Consider the following 20,367-nt stretch of genomic DNA (forward strand, 5'->3'; position numbering starts at 1 on the left):
CGGCTTTTTTTCTTATTTTTTTGTTTTCTGGAATGCATGCGCCGGCGCAGGGCGCCAGAGGACATGACTGACGACTCCTGCAGCGACGACGGTCTTTCTGGCGCAAGCCACGCAGGAGGCCATCCGGCGCCGGGCTCCAACAGAATCGAATCGCTCAAAGGACTGAATTGGCCCCCACTCATCCACTCAAATCATTCCAGCGCACGTGGGCAGGCTGACAGCTATCTGCGCGAATCGCGTTTATTGCGGCGCCGCCCTACGGTCAAGAACAAGGTTTCGATAACGAAGCAGCCTGCAGCCTTCAGGAAGAACGTGCGAGTAGTGCTCGAGCGTCCCGGCGTGACACACCTGGACGACAGCGACATCTACCTGGATGCCGTCGAAACGGTTGCGGGCACGCTACGCCTGGACATTTACGATAGCTCGATCGCCTGTCGCTTCATGACGTTGAGCGCGCGAAACATCAGCGGTCGCTACGCGCGCCTCAATCCCGATTCCGGCAAATGGAACTGGAATGGAGTCGACTGTCCCGGGCGATTCGAAACGAGACCCGCATGCTTTTTACAGCCTGGACTCTTCGATGACATCACCCTGGATGAACTGCCCGGAGGCTGGCAGTGCGATAGCCGCCTGCTACATGTCCCGCCTGCGGGCATGCCGCACGCGCAGGATCTGCACGTGCTCGCCCGCGACGCGGTACACGATGATGTAATTCGGTTTGACGACAAGCTCACGCGTGCCCCTGATCCTGCCTGCCCGGTAGCGGTTCGGGTACGTCGCGAGCGTGTCGGCCCTGGTCCGGATCGTCTGGGCCCGTTCAACGGCAGCGGCGGGGCTGTCCTCGCTGATATGGTCGATGATCGTCAGCAACTGTTCGAGTGCAACCGGCAACCATTCGATCATGCACGGCCTTTACGGCTGGCCTTTTTCTGGATCCCGGCAACCTTCGCATCGAGCAACGCCATCGCTTCGGCATGCGGGATCCTGCGCACCTTTGGATCTTCGGCTTCGGCCAGTGCCTGCATCACGTCGGCCTCGAACTCGGCGGCCTCGTCGGCGCGCTGGTGTCTGGCCTTCATGTGCGCAGACTGGTCGGGGCGCTCCCATGCCTTGACCTTCGGTGCGTGCGTGTCCCATTCCTCAAGTGCGAAGCGGCCAGTGGCCACGCCAAGCTCACGCACGACCTTGAGTGCCTGGCCCGGATCGCGGAACGGGCGGCGTTCGCGGCCGTTGGACGTAACGAGTTCGGCCACGCCAGACTCACGCGTTTCGAGCTCGATATAGAAAGACCCTTTGTCGGCCCGCAGGATCGCGGACAGCACACCGCCTGCCTCGACAGCGGCGCGGGCCTGGGCAACATCAAACGATACGCGTCGCATTCTGTTTCCTCGCTTCAGTACCAATCATCCATTCCTGCCTTTGAGGCGGACTGTATATAAACAACTCCAGACGTTTCGAGTCGGCCCTGAAAGTGACCGCCTCCCCGTCCGTGAGATCCAGCTGGCCCACGAGGGCACGCCAGAACAGGAGCGCGCCAGCCGCCTTGCAGAAGGCGGGACCCTTCGGCTCCTGCCTGCGGACTACCTCGGCCATGTGGTTCCCGATTTCGACCTCGACGGCGCTGGTGATGGCCTGATAGTTGAGTGAGTTCGTCACATGACCCATATCTGCCTCAGTTAATCGGTGATCAGTTCGGGACGCTACGCGCGCACCACGGCCTCGAACTGCGGGCCATAGCCCAGCGTGTCCGGGTAGCTGCCTGCACGCGTGGCAAGCCGGAACACCACGCCCATATCCTCGGCAATGTCCTCATCGAGGCCCCACAGCGATGCGCCGGCTCTGCCCGGTATCGCCCTGAGCGTGCTGCAGGAGGTTTTCGAGGGCCTGCTTTTCAGCGGGTGTCATCTGTTCGGGTTGCATCACGTCTCCCAGTCGTCGGTAACCGGCCGCCACTCGAACGGCCGCAGGGTGTGAGCCGGATCGTCTGCTTCGCAGGTGATCCAGCCTCGCGTAAATCCGGCACTGCTGTTGCGGTAGACCAGTTCGCACCCGCCGTGGTCGGTGGCGATCGTCACGCCGTAGAACACATCGAAATCCGAATGCGGCACACCATCGCGGCCGACGGCAGGCAACTGCCGCACCGCCGCGCTGCGCACCTTCGCGCCGAGCAGGTGATGCACGCCACTCATGCGCACACACCAGGTCATGCCGTCTTCCTCGGCGTCGGTTCGCCAGTAGAGGGATCCCGTATCGGTGTCGATGCGCAGGAACTGGCCCGCGTCGTCGGTGAACACGGCATAGACCTTGCGACCGGCAAGGGGCTGCATCGCGTGCTGGACATCCGTGTACATGGGCGCTCGGTGCCTCGGAAAACCCATCAGGGAATGTCACGGATTATAGCATTAGTCGGCACGCAATATAGTATTTCGTGGTTTTTTCCGGTACAGTGGGTTATCGACGCGTGCCGGATGCCCGCTGCACAGGGGCTGGCGGGGCGCGTTTTACATAACATCCGAATACCGCCGCAACTTTTGTCAGAGCTTTTTAGTAATGTCTGGTTCTGGCTCATTAGAAATGTCCGGTTCCCGGCTCCGGACCGGCGGCTGTGGCGCATGCTGCGGCATGAGCACAGCCCGGGAGCCGGACATGAACGGACGTGGATTGATCACGATCAGCATGCACGAGCTCGAGCGCGTGAAGATCATCGAAGCGGTCGTCCAGCATCGCCTGACGATCGTGCTGGCGGCGGAACGGCTGCAGCTGTGTGAGCGTCAGGTCAGCCGGCTGGTGCGGCGCTACGAGGCTGCCGGACCGGCCGGGCTCGTCTCGGCGCGGCGTGGGCAACCGGGCAACCGCGAACTGCCGGTGGATCTCCGTGCGCGGGCCATGGCGCTGGTGCGTGAGCGTTACGCCGATTTCGGGCCGACACTGGCGTGCGAGAAGCTCGCCGAGTGTCATGGCGTGGTGCTGGCGAAAGAAACCGTGCGGCGCTGGATGCGTGAGGCCGGGCTGTGGATTCCCCGCCGGCAGCGACCGCCGAAGCTGCATCAGCCGAGAAACCGCCGAGCATGCCTGGGCGAACTGGTGCAGATCGACGGCAGCGATCACCGCTGGTTCGAGGGCCGCGCGCCAGCCTGCACGCTGCTGGTGTTCATTGACGATGCGACCAGCCGGCTGATGGCGCTGCATTTCACGGCGACAGAGTCGACCTTCAGCTATTTCGAGGCGATGCGCGCGTACCTTGAACAGCATGGCAAGCCGGTCGCGCTGTACAGCGACAAGGCGAGCGTATTTCATTGCAACAGCCATTCGGTGACGCCTGGCAAGGGCGTGACGCAGTTTGGCCGCGCGCTGTACGAACTGAATGTGGATACGTTCTGTGCCAACAGCAGTCAGGCGAAGGGGCGCGTCGAGCGCGCCAATCTGACGTTGCAGGATCGCCTCGTGAAGGAATTGCGGCTACGCGGCATCAGCACGAAGGAGGCGGCCAACGCTTATGCGCCCCACTTCATCGCTGACTTCAATGGCCGGTTCGGCAAGGTGCCCAGGAGCGCGTTCGATGCACACCGGCCGTTACGGGCCGATGACGATCTCGACCTGATCCTGACGTGCCGGGTGCCGCGGCGCGTGTCGAAGGTGCTGACGGTGCAGTACGACCGGGTGATCTATCTGCTTGAAGACACGGCGGCAAACCGCAGCCTCATTCACAACTATCTGGACGTGTTCGAGTATCCGGACGGACGCATCGAGATCCGGGTCAATGGCGCTGCCCTGCCCTGTGTGCCGTATGACCGGCTCTCGGAGATCGACCAGGCGGCGGTGGTCGATAACAAGCGGCTGGGACACACGTTGCAGATGGCGCAGGTGATCCAGGCGCAGCGCGATGACCGGCGTGCGTCAGGCTCGCCGTCGAGAACGAATCAGGGCGAAGCGCCGCGGCCGAAGGAGCGCAAGGTGGGCACCTGCAAGCAGCGCGAACTGACGCTTGAAGACCTGAATGCAGCGGTCCTGGGAACTGCCGGAACGCGGGCAGGCTCGGTGCTTGAAAGCCCTCTAACATAGAGATTTCTGAACCTTAAAACCGGACATTTCTAAAAAGTCCAAACCCGGACATTTCAGAATGGCCTCGACAACTTTTGACGTTCCATCCCTTGCAACAAAACTGCCCGGCAAGCCAGCGAGATCAGCCCGGCCTGACGCTTTCGTAATCCTTCCGGTACGGCCGTTGATGTGCCAGCATCGCCCAGATTATTCGGGCAAGCTTGTTGGCCATCGCCACAATTACGACATTCATCGGGCGTCGCTGTTTCAGCTGCTCTACCCATCGACCGGGCTCTTTCACGCGATAGATTATGCTTCGCGCGCCATGAACGAGCAAAGTCCTGAGGTAGGTGTCGCCTCGCTTACTTATCCCCTGTAGCTCTATCTTGCCGCCGGAGCCGGTCTGCCCCGGAACGAGACCGAGCCACGCCGCAAACTCCCGACCGGATTTGAAGGCATTGGCATATCCCATCGTTGCCACTGCAGCAGTTGCGGTAAGCAGTCCAACGCCTGGAATCGCTGCGATTGCTTTGCCAGCCTGATCGTCCCTCATCCACTCCCGTAACCGCCGCTCTATCCGGCCGATCTGCTGATCCAGGTTATCCAGACCTTTCCATTGGTCACGCAATGTATCGATCAGTATCGCAGGCAGGCGTCCCGAAAGTCTCTCCAGAATTCCCGCAATCGATTTGTCCAAAGCCGCGCGACCCACGGCCATCACTTCACCATATTCGGTCAACAAACCCCGCAGGTTGTTGATCTGCATAGTGCGAAACTTCACCAGTTGCTGGCGCATACGATGTAGCGCCGGGACAGCCTGTTGTGCTTCAGTCTTCACGGCGACCGCTTTGCTGTCCATCTGCGTAGCCATCCAGATTGCACGCGCATCGGCCGCGTCGTTTTTATTACGAATGTTGAACGCCTTGACGAACTTCGCCGGCATCAGCTTGACCTGATGGCCCATCTCAATCAGCCGTCGCGCCCAATGCTGAGATTCGCCGCAAGACTCCATGCCGATGAGGCAGGGGCTGCGATTGGCAAAGTATTCGAGAAACGCAGATCTCTTCAAAGGCTTGTTCACGACCTCACCGGTTTCAGGGTCTTCCCAGTGAATCTGCATTACGCTCTTTGCGATATCCACACCCACGATCGTATGTGTCATGACGGATCCCTTCTATTCGATAGAGTAGGCCAATATGATCGCCGATTCGCAAATCGCAAGGCTGTCGCTTCGTATCAGGACACCGCTCGGTCGGGATGCACCGGTGGGCGGGAGTCGTTCATATCATTCAGAAGTTGAAGGCAGCGCAGTCGTCAATGACGCAACGGCTCAGCCTCAGCAGGTATCCGTTCTCGATAACCGGCAGGCGACGTCCGTTCTTGTTATTTTTTCAGGCGGCCGTTGTTGCAGACAGGTTTGAGTTTTGTGGTGTACGTTGCCCGGATAGACGGTTAGTTGCGTATTGGAAATCAACATACCTCGTCACGGTGAGCTTTTTCGGGAGCAAGCGTGTGCCACCATCTGACGCGTGGTCCGGTACGACAATGTGAAAACACCAATAAAGATGATTTACCAGCGAGAGCGCAATAGTCGTTTCTGAAGAAGCGTTTGCAAATCACGGCGCGTATCGGTGACGACGTGAATGTAAATCGTGTCGTCGCGCACCTCATATATGACCCGATTCTGGCCACTCAACGCTTCCCGGAAATTCAGACCGCCGAAATCTGAAAGCTCCGTCGGGACATAACCGCTCTGCGGGAACTGCCTGATATTGCCAAACGTGACAGCCAGTTCCGCGGACGTTTGCTTCCATGTCTGAGTACCGAAATTTTTGAGGATGTAGCGACGCAAATCCTTCGTATCCTCCTGCGCCTCGTCGAGAACCAGAAGCTTGAACTTCGTCTGCCCCATCAGCGGATTTGCTCCTTCCGATCAAGGTCGTCGAGTTCGGCAAGAAACTCATCGGCATCCTTGAATTTCCCCTGCTCGATGTCCTTCTGGCCCAAGGCCAGAATCTTGAGCAGCGCCAGCGTTTGCTGGGTGTCCTCATAGCTTTGCACGTCCTGAACGACGAGCTTCGCCTCGCCATTCTGCGTGATAAGCAGCGGCTCGCCAGAAGCCGTCAAATCCTTGACGATCTGCGCTGCGTCGCTTTTGAGGTAGCTGATTGGCTTTACGTGGTCTGCTAGGCGCATATCCGATTCTCCGTTCGTCACCACATTCAGACTGAATATAGACTAAATTCGGTTTTATGCAAAGTCCTGAATCAGGCTGGGCGCTCGTGAGCTGTCATCGGGGCTCGATTTGCCCATCCACAAAATACGGTGCAGTTCGACACCGGTTGATTGGTCGCTATGAACGCGCCGCCCTATCCTGCATCGCCCGCCTCACGGGTCACGGGCGATGCAGCGGGTTGGTCGGCCCTACGTCTTTAAGTGGCGCGCTACAGACAAGCGGGTTGCGAACGACACTGTAAATTTGAACTGAAAAGTTCACGAAAAGCGATCGACTATGTTATGTACAGTCCTATTCCGAGGATGATGTCAGGCTATGTCGATCGCCGCTGAGCCCACGCGCGGATGCGCGATACTATGCACATGTTTATGCGCATAGTATCTGCACATGATTTCCGCACAAATTCGGCAGTCTGCCGAACCGGCCATATCTCAATCGGCGAAGAAAGCTACGCGCAAACCCACCAACGTGTCGTTGCCAACTGATCTGCTTGACCGCGCGAAACAGCTGGACGTCAACATCTCGCGTGCAAGCGAACGGGGTCTACGCGAGGAAGTTCACGAGGCCGAAGCGCGTGCGTGGGCGGCCCAGCATGCGGACTTCATTGCCGAGCTCAACGCACGCATTGAGCACGATGGCCTGCCGCTCGACGACCACCGCATGTTCTGATGGCGCGTTTTGATCTGTACGACAACCCTTCATCCAGGTCCAGAGCGAAGTCACCGTACCTCCTTGATGTGCAGAGCGATCATCTGGGCAGTCTGATCTCGCGGGTCGTTATTCCCTTCACTCGCATGGCTGGCAATTACACACCCGACAAGGTCGCACAGGATCTGGCTCCGATCATTGAGATCGGTGGCGAAAAATTCATACTGGAAACGCCATTCCTCGGCGCGATGAGAACCAGTGAGCTTGGTCCCGCGGCAGGAACACTCAAATCCGAACAGAGCCGGGTTCTGGCCGCACTCGATCGTCTGTTCGGCGCTTACTGATCAACCCGGCCGGAAACTGCGCTGGTCACGTCAACCGCGCATATCAACTTCCGGAATCGAACTTACGATCACCCGTCGCGTTCGGTCGTGCTCGAACGTGAACTGCCGTTCGGACGTTTGCCACCGCAAATATCCCGCAGGCAAATCGCATGCTTGATCGCGGAATTTCATCGATGCCGACGAGATCGGCGAACTGAACTTAGTGCGACGCGACTGTCCTTGTGCCGTTGCCAGATCGAGCAACAGAGTATCTGCTCAGCCGGCTCGCCGGCCAGCCCTGCTAGCAATTCCCCGAAAGATCGATCCTGAGCAATCGGTCACCCATAGACGATCCGACATACAGCGTGTTGCTGATCTGAAAGCCAACCGACCCGCCGGCGAGAACGCCGGACTCTCCGTGAAAAGCGCGGCTGTTGCCATCGTGTCCGGGTCAAGCGTCACGGCGGAAAAACCCGTTCTGCAGGACACACTTTGGGCGAACGTGCAGGCCTCCCAGCTCTGAAGTTCATCGATGCCTATGACGATCAGCTTTCCATCGTCGCGTACTCTGACATTGTCCGGATGGAACGTAAGATCGGCGAAGCCGGTCACTCGTTGTGTCTGACGATCGTACTTTCGCACCTGTTTTCCGGTCCACGCGTTGAAATAGATGAACCGCGGGTTGCTGCTGAGTATCTGAATGCCATTGTTCGTCGGCGCCTCGCTATTGGGGAGCCTGACAAGACCCGCGCCAGGATGCCATTCGACGAGGTAGCCGGTGTCTGCCCCGCTTACCATCACATCAAGCGCATCTTTACGGGTGCCAGCGGCCTTGTCGAGCATCACGGTCGCGGCAAAGCCTCCATCGAAAGTCGCCGACACGCTGTTCATCAAGCCGTCCGGATTGACGACACAACCGTGCCGGCTCTGTCGCGATAAGGACGGAGGGGCGAACGGAGTGCACGGGCCGTGATCGTTTATGAGGCGAGGGAATAGAATTGCTGTGCGGCGGACGCACCGTTCCCTTTGGCGTATTTCATTTGCCCCTTGCGGATCATGTGCATCGCCGCAATGCCGCCCAGAATGATGCGCGCACAACGAAAATCCTTGAAACCGAGCATGGGCCGGGTTCGGCGTTTGACGGCCCTGTGGTCCTGCTCGATGCGGTTGTTCAGATACTTGACCTGACGGATGCGGATGGGTGTTTCGCGTGCGGCGTTGATGGCCTGGAGGGCGGCCAGATTGGCACCGCTCTTATCCATGTTGACCGTCTGCGGGGCGCCGTTCTGGCCAATCGCTTTCTCGAAGAAGCGGTGCGCTGCAGTCTTGTCGCGATGGGCACGCAGCAGGAAGTCGATGGTGTTGCCGGCCTTGTCCACGGCACGGTAAAGATACTTCCAATGGCCCCTGATCTTGAGGTAGGTCTCGTCCATCCGCCAGCTTTTGCCGACAGGCCTTTTGTGTTTGCGAAATATTTTCTCGAGCAACGGCATCAGCTTGATCACCCAGCGGTGCACGGTCGAATGATCGGCTGAAATACCGCGCTCAGCCATCATTTCCTCGAAATCACGCAGACTCAGCGAGTAGGCCACGTACCATCTCACGCAGACCAATATCACTTCGAGCGGATAGTGAAGTCGCTTCAGAACTTTCGCTATGCCCGAGGCCAGTGTCTTTCGCGGCGTCTGCGTCTTTTTCATCGTGCCATTCGGGGAATTTCGTCAGATCCGGATTTTACCCCTTCGGCTTATCGCGACAGAGCCCTTCAACATTTTGTGGTCCGTCGGCTGCTGTACCTTGGCTAATACGAGAACTTGCCGCAGACCACATTGTGCAGAATCAGGGTGATGAAAATTGCCGGTAGTTGACCTTACTTGCGTGTCAGGGGCCACGCTGCTTTAAGTTCCTCCACGCTGCCGTTATAGACATTTATATCCATGTCTTTTCTGGTGCCAGAAACCGGCACTTGAGGCAGGATTTCGCTCGAGAACTGCCAGAGCGCGTATGTCTTCCAGACGCCTTTTGGGAAGTCTGTCACCTTGGCCTTGAAGCGTGCGTACCAGAGCGGGGACTGTTTGAACGCCTCATCGGGAAGCTTTTGTGAAATGTACTTTGCTCCGTCCTGATTGGTATAGAGCAACGGGTATCGACCAGTCCTTTCTTTTACTCGTTTGATAAACAATAGCGCTTCATCCGCATTCATAAGCGTGCTCGAATGTACGTCTTCGAGGTCAAGCGCGATCAACTCGTCGTCGGCGGGTTTGACGGTATCGATATAGTGATCAGCCTGCTGCACGGGATTGCCCGCAACGCCCCAGTGATATGAGCCCCACAGGTAGCCACGCTCCTTGGCTTTCGCCTTGCGTTCGAAGTAAGTGTTGTCGATGCGTGTTGTTCCGACAGTTGACTTGTGAATGATTGCTTTCACACGGGCGTCTTTCCCGAGCGCATCCCAGTCGATGAAGTTGCCTGCATAGGGATCAAGGATAAGCGCAGCCCCGGCGTTAGCCCACGGTCGGTCGAACTCGCCGGCCTGTAAAGCCGCCGAACTTACCAGTAGGAGCAGCGAACTCGCCAGCTTCAGCATAAGTAACTCCGACAGGTTATGACGCACTCGAGAAGCATAGGAGACGACTCTCAGAAAGCGCAACAATTATGTGCTGGCATGTGGAAAAGCACATCGTGCTCATTCTTTCCACCTTCGCTTTTGGCGAACCGGATTGCCGCTGCACGATACGCAGGACGGCACAAAATAAGTTGAAGTTCCAACGTTGACCAACTACGCTGCTCTCAGATGAAAGGGAATTGTTTGCTAACGGTGTGGAGTCGTTGGTCTCGACCGGCCATCCAGATGTTTCGCGGCCATATGTGGGTACCAATGGCTTGAATGCAGCGGTGGAACGCCGCTTCAACCACTTCAAGTCGGAGCGCGCGATGAAGAGCTTGCTGATAGCCTGCATTTGCATCAGCGCAATTGGCGGGGCGTTTGCTGCAAGCGACCCCAATGTCTCACACTACAGCGGCATCTGCGATGCGTCCGCGGCAATTGCGTTGAATCACGACCACTTCGCAGTGGCGGACGATGAGCGCAATGTTCTAATGGTCTATCGACGCGGGCAACCTGCACCGGTGCGCCAGATAGCATTGAACGACTTCCTTGGCACAAAAGACGGCAAGGAGTCAGACATCGAGGGTTCCGCTGCCATCGGAGAACGAGTTTTCTGGATCGCTTCGCATGGGCGGAATTCGAAGGGCAAGGTTCGCGAGGAGCGCTATCGTTTCTTCGCGACGGACATAGTTGCTGATAGCACACCGCCGAGCCTCAAGCCTGCGGGCTCACCCTACCTGCATTTGCTTGACGACCTGCTTGCTGCCGATAACCTCAAGTCCCTCGGTCTTGACGCCGCTAGCAGCCGAGCGCCTGAAGCTGACGGCGGACTAAACATCGAAGGGCTCGCAGCGATGCCGACGGGCGGCCTGTTGATTGGTTTTCGCAATCCGATTGTCGACACGAAGGCCCTGCTGGTTCCTCTCGAAAATCCTCAGGAAGTGATCAATGGGCATCGAGCAAAACTGGGTCCTCCGGTCCTGCTCGACCTTGGCAACCGAGGAATTCGAAGTATCGAGCGGGTCGGGGACAGCTATCTGGTTGTAGCCGGGCCTGCGGCTGATGAAGGCTCTTTCGCGCTTTACAAATGGTCTGGGAAGTCCACTGACGCGCCGAAGCGAGTCGAGCAGGTGCAGTTCGACGGCCTTTCTCCGGAGGCACTGTTTGCCATCCCAGATTCTGACCGCGTGCAGATATTAAGTGACGACGGAGGGCTCGACGTCGGCGGCACTGCCTGTAAAATATCCAACGAAGCGGATAAGTCGTTCCGCAGCTTAGTCGTTCAAAAGCCGTAGCGAACGCGTTGAGTCGAAGCCAGAGCACGGATAACATTGATAGCGTTGTTGAGAGCCCTGCAGCTCCTGCTGACCACTTCGCACGCGCCGGTGAAACCGATATTGCCGTGCCGCTATTTGAATTGCTTTCTCTGGCGACGATTAGCGGCCGTGAAAGCCTGGTATGCAGTTCTTCGGTTCGTTTTGTTGATTGCACAACAGCATGAACGTCGACCCATCACTCGACAGAAAATCGACGCTGCTCCAGCTTAATGGTCAGTGTATCGACTTTGCTGCCATGAGCGATTTGGCTTTGGCCGAGATCAGCACGTTGCGGTCAGAATTCCAGGCCTCCTGGTACAGTCGACGGATGACGTCGGCCCAGCGCGGATCGCCATTTTTGTCGGTACCGACCGGTTCAGTGCCACCGGCTTCGCGATATTCGTCCCGCGTCGTAGACGCGACGCGGGCGTATTTCTTCGCCGTCACGATGGCCCCATCATTGTCTGCATCGGGGCAGGCAGAGCCGATTGCGGCCAGAGCCTTCGGTATGACCCTGGTGGTCACGGTAACGCCATCCCGGAACAGGAAGCAGACCATTGAGCTTCCCATGCCACCGCCTGACGACGCGGGCTCAGGAATGAAACCGGCAACTGGAAACACGCCGGAGGAGGCAGACATGATAGTTTTCGAGACTGCTGTGGCACAGGTCGCCAAGTCATTGGAGTTCGCGTCTTTGCACGCGGTAACCGTCCATCGGGCTAACTTGTCCGCAGTCGGATTGAGCATGTACGTCTGCACTTTCACTCCGCTGTCGTTGTAGCCGCAGCGTTGCACAGGAAAACCGTTCCATCGAGGGAAGTCAACGACAGGTGTATCGCATTGCCGCGTGGACAACCTTGCTGCGAACCACGCGCTTGTCTTGACCTGCACGTCTGTATCTTGCGACGTAGCCACAAGACGAACCGGATTCGCCTCCGACTTATCGAGCGGCGGCGTTATTTTGTAAAGGTTCCGTTCAGGGGAAACGTCGTCCGACGGCATAAGCGGATCATTCATGATTCGCGTCACGGTTCGGACGTATCTCTCCGGCTGCCAATTGTAAGGGCTCGCGATGCCTGCAAGCCAGGCCTTCGCGCTCTCATCGCTTGGCAGACCAGCGGCTCGAGCCTTTCTGTACTCGTCGGCATCGTGCTTATAAGCCGGCAGGGTGGCCAGTTTGGCCGCGACGAAGTCGACGGAGTCTGCAGCATCCATGAAAACGACGTAATGGTTGTTGACGTCTTTTGGTGGTTGGCAAGCTAATGTAAAGCTCTTGCGTCCACCTGCGGCCGCTGCTGAGTAGTATTTCCAGCCAAAGAGATTGTTCGCTTGCAGCGCTGTGCGCGTCCAACCGTATCCCGACTCAGCGATGGACATAGCCGCGAGCGCCGGAGCAGGGACGCCGTGCTGACGTTCGGCGGCTACTGCGAGCGCCGATACCCGTTCTATAAACTCCGCTTTTTCCGCCGCCGTAGGGTGGCCTGGCTCGGGGTCGTAGCACCCCCATTCGGCGGCACCCGCTACGTTTGAGATACAAACGCACACGACTGCTAGAGAATATATGGAAAGACGCATGAGACGCTCTATATTCATTTGCGCGGTTTGCCATGTGTTGTCCGTGTTCTCTCGCGAAACTGAAGTCGGCGCATGCTGAAGGCAGCTGTGGCTTATGAGTGCGGCCGGCAAACGACGAGTGGGCGGACGATAGTTCTTGCATAGATTCACACGCCGCGATCGTTCGCTTGAGTTCTGAGAGGACACTGCAACGTCCAATGACACTTAGAAACTAGGCGAAGCATATCCTTAGGCTGCAAAAATCCATCAAACAGTGTGGGATGTCGCACATAGTGACTCGCTAGACTTCTCTGTGCCCAAGGGGCGAGCCGCGGTGACTGCACAGGTGGCGAGGGCATCCACGCCAGGGAAGCGCCCATGTGGCAGGGCATGCAGCCATGAGGCACCAACGAAATCGCCCAGCGAACGGCTGCTGTACTCCGCAACCCGTCGAATCACGACGCGCGCTGTCCGACGACCTGCTTCTTTCAAGGCGGCACCTGCCACATTCTGTTTGCGCTCTGCTCCGTGCACTGCCCGGGCGTCGTATAAAAATTGCGAAGCAGGTGCATCCGCGCCATCAACCGGTCCAGGTAAAACGATAAGCAGTGACCGAGGCCACCCTAAACATGCGGGGCCTTCCGATGTTGCGAAGCCTGTTCGAACGCGTACCCGAAACGGAAGAGATCAGGTTCGTGGTACGGATAGACAACCAGTTCCATGCCTACCGACAAGCCTGCTTCGGTGAAGCCCGCAGGCAGACAGATCGATGGCATCCACGTCTGCGATGCTATGAGCGTATTGGTCGGGAACGTCAACGTATTCGTCCGCCCTTCTCGCACGTCGTCTTTCTTCGGTGGCGGAACCTGAACGGCGGGGTAGCACAGCGCCTGCACGCCAGCATCAGCCATGATCTTCACAACCGCCCGCTGGAAGCGGTCACGCGCGGCCAGTTTGCGAAAGTAGTCGGGGTCGTCCTCTGGATGCTGTGAGCCGTCGAATACGCTTTGCAGAAGATCCAGCACCGGATGAAACTGGTTGGCTTCCCGAATCGCTTCGAGCGAACGGTACGGCAGTGCAGGTCGCTCTGCGAGAAACGCGTTTAGGTCGGCGCGCGAATGTGTCAGGTAAAGAGACGTCTCCAGGATTTGTTCCATAAGCCCCGGGATCTCCACCTCGACCAGGACTGCACCCGCTGCCTGCAGTTGCTCGAGGCTACGGCGAACTGCAGCATTCACCATCGAACAGGCCGGATCGCTATCGGAACCGAACGCTTGACGCAACACGCCGACACGCACGCCATTCAAACCTCCTGCATCCAGATGATCGGCATAGCTACCGGGATGACCGGCGATCCGGTGTGCGACGGTGTATTCGTCGCGTGGATCGTAACCCACCATGCTATCCAGAAGCATCGCCGCGTCGGTGACCGTGCGTGCCATCGGCCCCGCCGTGTCCTGAAACACGACCAGCGGCGACATCCCGTCCCTGCTGATCAGTCCAGGTGTCACGCGCACACCCACCAGATTATTGAAGCTTGCAGGCAGTCTGATCGAACCACCCGTGTCCTCCCCGATGCCGACCAGCCCCAGATTTGCAGCGATCCCAGCTGCCGTGCCGCTGCTCGAGCCTCCCGAGTCGTGCGCGAGATCATAGGGATTCAGGGTCTCGCCGCTCATAGACGAAAAGCCGAACCACGACGTGGCGAAATCCGGCATGGTCGTCTTGGCGAGCACGAGCGCACCGGCACGCTTCAACTGCGCAATTGCCGTAGCGTCTCTCGCAGGTACGTAGCCTTTTTGCGCAATCGACCCGAAGGTCGTCTGGATGCCGGCCGTTTCGATTTGATCCTTCACAAGGAGTGGAACGCCGTGCAAGGGTCCAACGAATCGGCCCGTCCGCGCGAATTCGCGATCCAGTGCGCGTGCTTCGTCGCGCACCCGCGGATTGGTCGAGACGATCGAATTGAGTCGCGGCCCGTTACGGTCGATCTGCTCGATTCGAGCGAGATACATTTCGACGAGTTGCTCCACCGTGAGAGCGCCTGACTTCAACGCGCGATGGACAGAATCGATGGTCGCTTCTTCGAGAATGAATTCGGACATGTTGATCACTTTTGGGTAGAACAGCCGGATACCGCTGTCGGATTCCACACTGTTTGAACGATGAATGCGTTTGTTTGTGCAATGTCAGTTCCTGCCGGGCATAGCGCGTTGAATCGCTATGCCATGCTGCGCCAATATCTCGCGTACAGCCGTCAGGATCAGGACGGCATGAGGCGTATCGCTGTGCACGCACACCGACTCGAATTCGATGGCGATGTCACGCCCGTCAGTCGTCACAACACGCCCTTCGATACACGCTCGCAAGACCTTGTGCGCTATCTCGCGTGGCTCAAGCGGGCGAACTCGCCGCGAAAACACAATCGATCCCGAATTGTCGTAGTCACGGTCCGCATAAAACTCGCGCACCACGGGGTGTCCAGAAGTTCTGGCCACCCGCTCGATGACGCTATCCGCCATGCAGTAGATCGGCAGACTGGCGTCGAGCTTACGAACGGCGCGCACGAGCCCTGTAGCGAATGCCTCGTCGACCGCAGCGTGCATGTAAAGCGCTCCATGGAGCTTGACGTGACTAAGGTCCAGCCCATGTAACCTCGCAAATTCGCGCAACGCGCCACACTGATAGATGACGTCATTGACCAGTTCTTCCGATGAGGAATGGATCGCACGACGGCCAAATCCAACGAGATCTCGATAGCCGGGATGGACGCCGATCGCAACGCCGAAATCTCGCGCCATCGCGACAGTACGCGCGATCGTGCAGGGATCGCCGGCATGGAAACCTGCAGCGATGTTCGCCGAACTGATCTGCGGCATGATCGCTTCATCCACGCCGTCGCCGATCGACCAGACGCCAAACCCCTCGCCCATATCCGAATTCAGGTCCACAGAATTGCGACGCACTTTTCGTCTCCCATGTCATCGGGGCTTCACCGCACCCCACAGGGACAACGATAGTCGCCACACAGGATTCGAAAAAGTTGTTTCTTTATATGTGTCCGTATATATTTTATTCATACCCAGGTGAGCAAACGGCGCGTAGTCTCCGTCATCATCAGCGCCATCCTGCGCCTTCGAGCGGGATTCACGCTATTCCAGGCTTCGTAAAAACCATGTCCATCACACTCCGTCAGTTGCGGTACTTCGTTGCCGCCGCAGAACTCGGCCAACTATCGCGCGCTGCGATGGAACTGAATATCAGTCAATCAGCCGTGACAATTGCAATTCGCGACCTCGAGCAGACCGTCGGCCGGCAACTACTGCAGCGTGGTCCACACGGTGTCGATCTGACCGATGCTGGCCGACGCTTTCTCGAACACAGCTACACCATTCTCGCCAGCGTCGACGAGGCACTTAGGGAATCAAGCGAGGAGAGCACGGTTGAAAGCAATGTGCGTGTAGCGGCCAGTTACACGCTCCTTGGTTATTTTCTGCCCTACCACCTGCAACGGATCGCAACGCTATATCCACACCTTTCAATCCAGTTGCATGAAGTCAGTCGCGATGAAATGGAAGAAGGACTCATTGCCGCCAGATATGACGTGGCCGTCCTGCTTGCCGACAATGTCGCGAGTTCGAGCCTCGCGGTCGAGCGCATCTTCGCGTCTACGCGACGTCTTTGGGTCGCGTCACACCATCCATTGCTTGAAAAGCGCTCTGTAACGTTTGCTGACGTCGCCAAAGAGCCATTTATCATGCTGACCGTCGATGAGGCGGCCGACACGGCTATGCGTTACTGGAACAAGACGGACTATCAGCCACACGTGATCTTGCAGACGTCCTCGGTCGAGGCAGTGCGCAGCATGGTTGCCAATGGCAGCGGCGTCGCCATCCTGTCGGACATGGTGTACCGGCCATGGTCGCTCGAAGGCAAACGTATCGAAACTATCACATTGGCGAACCCGGTCCCTTCAATGGCGGGTGGTATTGCCCATACACGCGACAGGAAGATCACGCCTGGTATGCGTGTCTTTCTCGACTACTTCCGCGAAACCTTCAATTCGCCCTATCTCCCTCATGCGGCCTTGCGCCAGTCGCGTACGGCGGCACGCTAAGCCTCGCTCCGGAACACAGATCGCTTGCATTTGCTCCGAGAACGGTGTGCAAAATTGCCTCCACTTACCATCGCGGTCTCCGGAGTATCGCGAGCTTTCAGCCTAAGTCTGAGCCGACCCCATTTCGGCCGTTTGATTTTCGGTGAAGCGGTCATTTAACGTTGGGGCGAATTTTCGATCCAGACAAGCCAACCGACCAAGGGACGCGGCAAAAATGAGGCGACGAAATCCAGATACTCCCTAATTCGGGGGCCAACGTGCTAACCGACAACCAGGTTAGCGACCTTGGACTCGGAAGCAGTTTCCATCTCATCGCTTACAGGGTAACCAAGCCTAATTCCCCACCTTACGGAGATCCTCGATTCCAGCCTGAGCGGAATGACGACGGAACAACCGCATCTCTGTCGGTTCCCGCGATTGCCAATCTGAACATCCAGGTTGAGGGACCCGCGGCGGACCTTACCCATACGACCGGCTTCTACAATGACAATGTCCTCGCGGTGCAATCCTGCCGTTCTTTACCTATACGTGTAGCGGATCGGGTTGGCTGCGCCGGGTTTCCGGTATTCGTCCGGTACACGCTTGTGGACGTAAAGGCGTTCGATTTCAACCGGCGCAGGCCCGCCTCGGAACCCATATCGATCGGGCTCGTCATCGCGTGTGGGGAAGTTGGCCGAAACCGCCTGAAGCCACTCATCAGCGACAAACGCACCGACAATCAGTCCTTGCCGGCACGCAAGCACGTACTCAGCACGATGGGCCCTCTTTGGATCGACTTTCCAAGCAAAGCTCACAGCGGTATAGAGGTCATCCTTTATTGCCGTCTTATTGACGTTGATGAGCAGAAGGCGATGCATGATGTTCGCCACTTCCGCCAGGTAGCGGACCAGTATTTCGTCGGCGTGCATCACTCCCGTTGCCGAGTTTCCGACGCCTCCTGCCACGTTGGTAAGCCCCGGATAGGCATCGATGAGCGCAGCTTCGACCTCCAGCGCAGTCTTCTCATCCATTCCGTGCCGATGGATGACGTGCCCAACCTCAAAACCAGCAAGTTTGATCTCACGGATCCGTTTGACTTTATTGGCGACGACGTCATCCTCGACGGCCTTCTCAGCCCGGATATGCTGAAAAACGCGGTTGTCCCTGCCCTTCCCGACGTAGAAGGTTTCGCCGTTACGCGGGTCGATGAGACGGTACACGTAGAACTGGATGGCGTCAGCGACGGACTGGGGAAACATCTTGACTCTCGACATGTAGCAGGTCTCCGTGGACTGTCAGGTCCTGGGCGTGATCTTATCTCGCGCGTCACGGTCTTACGCGTCGGACCTTCCCTGCTTAGCGATTGCATCGATCGGCCATCCGATCTGCGTTAGAGTTTTTTTGGAGCCGCACGGGCCGCCATCAGGTTGAAGAAAGAAGCCGAATGCGAAGGTTGATTGAATGTCGTGTGCTGGCCGATCACTGCCTCGTGCAAAAGGCGTTGACGGCCCGATACTCGCACGGCCGCGACCCTCTTTGGCCCTTCGGTTCAACGCGAAATCAAGGGCAACTTTCGAGGTACAGCGGGCACTCGCTCAATCACGCAACACGGATCGCTACGACAACGCCCAGTCCATGGACACGAAACCTTCGAATCGCGCTCATCGGATGACAATTTCGGAAATGTCCCCCGTCCACTGAAAGCTTGCAGTTGATGGAAATGGGCTGATGCGAGCCGGAACGGACAGTTAGTTGCGTTTTTGTGCAAGATTTTATGATGAAACCGCACACGGATTTGGCGCTCACTGACCATGTTGCACCGCCGCCTTTCGAAGCTACCGGCGATCCAAACTCCAGCATGGGTTTCGAACAGCACGCTTGCCACGGAGTTGATCCCGTTCATGTTCGCCGGCGTGTGGAAATCAGACAACAATGCTGACAAGGCGATGCTCGAGGTGCAAGCGGCAACGTGCCCTATGAGGAGCTGGAGCGACGAGTTGCAGCGCTCCTGCCGATGGACGCCACACCGGTCTGGTCCGAAAGTTCGCTTCGTGGTGTGACCTCCAAGATCGACTCTCTCTTCGCGGTCAAGGATGCGGCGACGACGACCGACATGGAGCGCTTCCTCGATGTCGCGAAGTTGATCCCGTCGGAGGCAAATCCGGCGCTCGAATTGGCTGAAATGGATCGCTGGGTAGCAGGTGGATCAGTTCAGTCACTTCCCCTGCCAATTTGCTGTCTGGGATCTGGATGCTGGAAACTCCGTTCGTTGACACAGTTTTATCTTCCTTGATCTGGTTGGAGGCGGCTTGACTCACGGACGCCGGACGGTTGCATTAGCTGGTCGCATTCATACATGCAAGGTCTTGGAAAGCGACGCTCATTCGAGCTGGCAGACAGTATCAGGATTGGAGATCTGGAACGTACCATCGAAAATGCGGTGACCTTCCCAATCGGATCGGCGTCGCATTCTGCTGTTTCGTGGGTGCGACACGAGTTGACTTTTGTTTGCTGCGTCGCCGTCCATGTCTGATTGCTGGGGAAACCGCGCGTTGTTTCACCCGCAAGCGTTTCTATCAGCTATCCTGAAGTTCGAAGGCCACAGCTTTTTATAGTGCAAGCGACGCCGTCGTCACGTCACTGGGTTCATCGCGGAACATTTCTGGTCCTCACAGCGGGAGGAAGTCATGCGGATCTCGAATGCACTGCGTCTGATTGGCAACAGTTCTCTCCGGTATGCGCCAGTTATCGTCACCGCAGTATGGGCAGCGCAGTCACCGACGGTACAGGCCACGGTACGTGCACCGCTCTGCAAGGTAGAACAGGCAAGAGAAAATCCGGCCGAATCGATGGAAGAGGGTTTTCGCAAACAATTCTGCGAGACTGCGCACTCGAAATCCTGCGACAACCGCTGGTCGAATGCCAGGCTCTTTCTGGACAGGGCACTGGCCGATACCCGCATACAGGATGTCGGAACGATCGCCTACATGTTCGGGACCATTTACGTTGAAACGGGCACGAAAGACTTCTCCCCCGCCGCCGATGAAACAATCTGGTCAGGGAATAAAGACAAACAGTACGTCAAGGACGGGTTTTACGGCCGTGGATGGATCCAGCTAACCTACCGGGATAAATACGTGAAGGCGAAAAAAGTCATTGGAGGCGACCCGGTCAACGACCCGTCGATTGTCAAAACCCCCGACAATGCCTATGAGATTCTCTATCGCGGGATGACTGAAGGGTGGGTCGAGAACTATCGAACCTCGCCTGGCGGTGCTGCAGATCCGAAGTACGCAACGCCAGTGCGCCTCAGCGACTTTGTCACGCCCGTACAAGTGGACTACGATCACGCGAGAGCAGTCATCAACGCTAACTGCAAGAAAATCAAGGTCGGCTCTTCGTGGGTGTGCAGTCCGCCAGACGTGAAGGTCGCCGAGCATCATTACATTCCCCCCGCAGCCTCCCTTGATTCGAGCTCGGCCGCGACAGGCGCGGCCGACCGGATGGAGAGATTGCTGTGTCGAGCGCAGGCGCCTCAGTGATAG

The 20,367-nt window shown here is 57.6% G+C and carries 21 protein-coding genes and 1 pseudogene; 7 read left to right on the top strand and 15 right to left on the bottom strand.

What is annotated here, in order from left to right; all coding sequences use genetic code 11:
* Positions 1–633: 633 nt before the first annotated feature.
* From PQR27_RS36650 to PQR27_RS36670, 5 genes and pseudogenes are all read right to left on the bottom strand, one after another.
* The gene (locus PQR27_RS36650; protein ID WP_408528555.1) at positions 634–903 is read right to left on the bottom strand and encodes a type II toxin-antitoxin system RelE/ParE family toxin; all 270 of its coding nucleotides are present in this window, start codon (positions 901–903) and stop codon (positions 634–636) included.
* Positions 900–1,379 (bottom strand): hypothetical protein, encoded by a 480-nt coding sequence (locus PQR27_RS36655; RefSeq protein ID WP_408528556.1) that lies wholly within the window; start codon positions 1,377–1,379, stop codon positions 900–902. Before PQR27_RS36655 ends, PQR27_RS36650 begins: the two co-directional genes overlap by 4 nt.
* Positions 1,360–1,665 (bottom strand): hypothetical protein, encoded by a 306-nt coding sequence (locus PQR27_RS36660; protein ID WP_408528557.1) that lies wholly within the window; start codon positions 1,663–1,665, stop codon positions 1,360–1,362. Before PQR27_RS36660 ends, PQR27_RS36655 begins: the two co-directional genes overlap by 20 nt.
* Positions 1,666–1,700: 35 nt before the next feature.
* Positions 1,701–1,920, bottom strand: a pseudogene (locus PQR27_RS36665) (DUF7673 family protein).
* Positions 1,920–2,351 (bottom strand): hypothetical protein, encoded by a 432-nt coding sequence (locus PQR27_RS36670; protein WP_408528558.1) that lies wholly within the window; start codon positions 2,349–2,351, stop codon positions 1,920–1,922. Before PQR27_RS36670 ends, PQR27_RS36665 begins: the two are co-directional and overlap by 1 nt.
* Positions 2,352–2,646: 295 nt before the next feature.
* Here PQR27_RS36670 and PQR27_RS36675 point away from each other — a divergent pair, with 295 nt between their 5' ends.
* Entirely contained in the window at positions 2,647–4,062 is a 1,416-nt protein-coding gene (locus PQR27_RS36675) for an ISNCY family transposase (RefSeq protein WP_408525451.1), read from the top strand.
* Positions 4,063–4,183: 121 nt separating this feature from the next.
* Here PQR27_RS36675 and PQR27_RS36680 read toward each other — a convergent pair whose 3' ends face one another.
* The 3 genes from PQR27_RS36680 to PQR27_RS36690 all read right to left on the bottom strand — a co-directional run bounded on the left by PQR27_RS36680 (position 4,184) and on the right by PQR27_RS36690 (position 6,237).
* Entirely contained in the window at positions 4,184–5,203 is a 1,020-nt protein-coding gene (locus PQR27_RS36680) for an IS110 family RNA-guided transposase (RefSeq protein WP_408528559.1), read from the bottom strand.
* Between the two features lie 408 nt (positions 5,204–5,611).
* Entirely contained in the window at positions 5,612–5,953 is a 342-nt protein-coding gene (locus tag PQR27_RS36685) for a type II toxin-antitoxin system RelE/ParE family toxin (protein WP_408528560.1), read from the bottom strand.
* Positions 5,953–6,237, bottom strand: coding sequence for a type II toxin-antitoxin system Phd/YefM family antitoxin (locus tag PQR27_RS36690; protein WP_408528561.1), 285 nt, complete (start codon positions 6,235–6,237; stop codon positions 5,953–5,955). The genes PQR27_RS36685 and PQR27_RS36690 overlap by 1 nt, the downstream gene beginning before the upstream one ends.
* Positions 6,238–6,664: 427 nt before the next feature.
* Here PQR27_RS36690 and PQR27_RS36695 point away from each other — a divergent pair, with 427 nt between their 5' ends.
* Positions 6,665–6,946, top strand: a complete 282-nt coding sequence (locus tag PQR27_RS36695; protein WP_408528562.1) for a type II toxin-antitoxin system CcdA family antitoxin — start codon at positions 6,665–6,667, stop codon at positions 6,944–6,946.
* Positions 6,946–7,269 (top strand): CcdB family protein, encoded by a 324-nt coding sequence (locus PQR27_RS36700; RefSeq protein WP_408528563.1) that lies wholly within the window; start codon positions 6,946–6,948, stop codon positions 7,267–7,269. The genes PQR27_RS36695 and PQR27_RS36700 overlap by 1 nt, the downstream gene beginning before the upstream one ends.
* A 255-nt stretch (positions 7,270–7,524) precedes the next feature.
* Here the strand turns inward: PQR27_RS36700 and PQR27_RS36705 are convergent, their stop codons facing one another.
* From PQR27_RS36705 to PQR27_RS36715, 3 genes are all read right to left on the bottom strand, one after another.
* Positions 7,525–8,139 (bottom strand): hypothetical protein, encoded by a 615-nt coding sequence (locus PQR27_RS36705; protein WP_408528564.1) that lies wholly within the window; start codon positions 8,137–8,139, stop codon positions 7,525–7,527.
* An 86-nt stretch (positions 8,140–8,225) separates the two neighbouring features.
* On the bottom strand, positions 8,226–8,948 hold the full coding sequence (locus PQR27_RS36710; RefSeq protein ID WP_408528565.1) for an IS6 family transposase: 723 nt from the start codon (positions 8,946–8,948) through the stop codon (positions 8,226–8,228).
* A gap of 170 nt (positions 8,949–9,118) precedes the next feature.
* Entirely contained in the window at positions 9,119–9,835 is a 717-nt protein-coding gene (locus PQR27_RS36715) for a glycoside hydrolase family 25 protein (protein ID WP_408528566.1), read from the bottom strand.
* A gap of 218 nt (positions 9,836–10,053) precedes the next feature.
* Here PQR27_RS36715 and PQR27_RS36720 point away from each other — a divergent pair, with 218 nt between their 5' ends.
* On the top strand, positions 10,054–11,151 hold the full coding sequence (locus tag PQR27_RS36720; protein ID WP_408528567.1) for a DUF3616 domain-containing protein: 1,098 nt from the start codon (positions 10,054–10,056) through the stop codon (positions 11,149–11,151).
* Between the two features lie 255 nt (positions 11,152–11,406).
* Here the strand turns inward: PQR27_RS36720 and PQR27_RS36725 are convergent, their stop codons facing one another.
* From PQR27_RS36725 to pxpA, 3 genes are all read right to left on the bottom strand, one after another.
* Entirely contained in the window at positions 11,407–12,747 is a 1,341-nt protein-coding gene (locus tag PQR27_RS36725) for a glucosaminidase domain-containing protein (protein ID WP_408528568.1), read from the bottom strand.
* Between the two features lie 602 nt (positions 12,748–13,349).
* The gene (locus PQR27_RS36730; protein WP_408528569.1) at positions 13,350–14,831 is read right to left on the bottom strand and encodes an amidase; all 1,482 of its coding nucleotides are present in this window, start codon (positions 14,829–14,831) and stop codon (positions 13,350–13,352) included.
* Positions 14,832–14,915: 84 nt separating this feature from the next.
* Positions 14,916–15,692: a 5-oxoprolinase subunit PxpA gene (gene pxpA, locus PQR27_RS36735; RefSeq protein ID WP_408528570.1), complete on the bottom strand. Its 777-nt coding sequence runs from the start codon at positions 15,690–15,692 to the stop codon at positions 14,916–14,918.
* A 209-nt stretch (positions 15,693–15,901) separates the two neighbouring features.
* On the opposite strand from pxpA, the gene PQR27_RS36740 reads away from it, so the two are divergent.
* Positions 15,902–16,843 (top strand): LysR family transcriptional regulator, encoded by a 942-nt coding sequence (locus PQR27_RS36740; RefSeq protein ID WP_408528571.1) that lies wholly within the window; start codon positions 15,902–15,904, stop codon positions 16,841–16,843.
* A 518-nt stretch (positions 16,844–17,361) separates the two neighbouring features.
* Here PQR27_RS36740 and PQR27_RS36745 read toward each other — a convergent pair.
* Positions 17,362–18,096, bottom strand: coding sequence for an LEM-3-like GIY-YIG domain-containing protein (locus PQR27_RS36745; protein ID WP_408528572.1), 735 nt, complete (start codon positions 18,094–18,096; stop codon positions 17,362–17,364).
* Positions 18,097–18,836: 740 nt separating this feature from the next.
* Between PQR27_RS36745 and PQR27_RS36750 the strand changes: the two genes are divergently transcribed.
* Entirely contained in the window at positions 18,837–19,115 is a 279-nt protein-coding gene (locus PQR27_RS36750) for a hypothetical protein (protein ID WP_408528573.1), read from the top strand.
* A 394-nt stretch (positions 19,116–19,509) separates the two neighbouring features.
* On the top strand, positions 19,510–20,364 hold the full coding sequence (locus tag PQR27_RS36755; protein ID WP_408528574.1) for a hypothetical protein: 855 nt from the start codon (positions 19,510–19,512) through the stop codon (positions 20,362–20,364).
* The last annotated feature ends 3 nt before the right edge of the window (positions 20,365–20,367 follow it).

This window comes from Paraburkholderia fungorum (assembly GCF_046027215.1).
GTDB lineage: Bacteria > Pseudomonadota > Gammaproteobacteria > Burkholderiales > Burkholderiaceae > Paraburkholderia > Paraburkholderia fungorum_D.

Coding starts and splice junctions, on each gene's coding strand:
- PQR27_RS36650 (WP_408528555.1), bottom strand. CDS start 903: ATGATCGAATGGTTGCCGGTTGCACTCGAACAGTTGCTGACGATCATC.
- PQR27_RS36655 (WP_408528556.1), bottom strand. CDS start 1,379: ATGCGACGCGTATCGTTTGATGTTGCCCAGGCCCGCGCCGCTGTCGAG.
- PQR27_RS36660 (WP_408528557.1), bottom strand. CDS start 1,665: ATGGGTCATGTGACGAACTCACTCAACTATCAGGCCATCACCAGCGCC.
- PQR27_RS36670 (WP_408528558.1), bottom strand. CDS start 2,351: ATGTACACGGATGTCCAGCACGCGATGCAGCCCCTTGCCGGTCGCAAG.
- PQR27_RS36675 (WP_408525451.1), top strand. CDS start 2,647: ATGAACGGACGTGGATTGATCACGATCAGCATGCACGAGCTCGAGCGC.
- PQR27_RS36680 (WP_408528559.1), bottom strand. CDS start 5,203: ATGACACATACGATCGTGGGTGTGGATATCGCAAAGAGCGTAATGCAG.
- PQR27_RS36685 (WP_408528560.1), bottom strand. CDS start 5,953: ATGGGGCAGACGAAGTTCAAGCTTCTGGTTCTCGACGAGGCGCAGGAG.
- PQR27_RS36690 (WP_408528561.1), bottom strand. CDS start 6,237: ATGCGCCTAGCAGACCACGTAAAGCCAATCAGCTACCTCAAAAGCGAC.
- PQR27_RS36695 (WP_408528562.1), top strand. CDS start 6,665: ATGATTTCCGCACAAATTCGGCAGTCTGCCGAACCGGCCATATCTCAA.
- PQR27_RS36700 (WP_408528563.1), top strand. CDS start 6,946: ATGGCGCGTTTTGATCTGTACGACAACCCTTCATCCAGGTCCAGAGCG.
- PQR27_RS36705 (WP_408528564.1), bottom strand. CDS start 8,139: ATGAACAGCGTGTCGGCGACTTTCGATGGAGGCTTTGCCGCGACCGTG.
- PQR27_RS36710 (WP_408528565.1), bottom strand. CDS start 8,948: ATGAAAAAGACGCAGACGCCGCGAAAGACACTGGCCTCGGGCATAGCG.
- PQR27_RS36715 (WP_408528566.1), bottom strand. CDS start 9,835: ATGCTGAAGCTGGCGAGTTCGCTGCTCCTACTGGTAAGTTCGGCGGCT.
- PQR27_RS36725 (WP_408528568.1), bottom strand. CDS start 12,747: ATGCGTCTTTCCATATATTCTCTAGCAGTCGTGTGCGTTTGTATCTCA.
- PQR27_RS36730 (WP_408528569.1), bottom strand. CDS start 14,831: ATGTCCGAATTCATTCTCGAAGAAGCGACCATCGATTCTGTCCATCGC.
- PQR27_RS36740 (WP_408528571.1), top strand. CDS start 15,902: ATGTCCATCACACTCCGTCAGTTGCGGTACTTCGTTGCCGCCGCAGAA.
- PQR27_RS36745 (WP_408528572.1), bottom strand. CDS start 18,096: ATGTCGAGAGTCAAGATGTTTCCCCAGTCCGTCGCTGACGCCATCCAG.
- PQR27_RS36750 (WP_408528573.1), top strand. CDS start 18,837: ATGGACGCCACACCGGTCTGGTCCGAAAGTTCGCTTCGTGGTGTGACC.
- PQR27_RS36755 (WP_408528574.1), top strand. CDS start 19,510: ATGCGGATCTCGAATGCACTGCGTCTGATTGGCAACAGTTCTCTCCGG.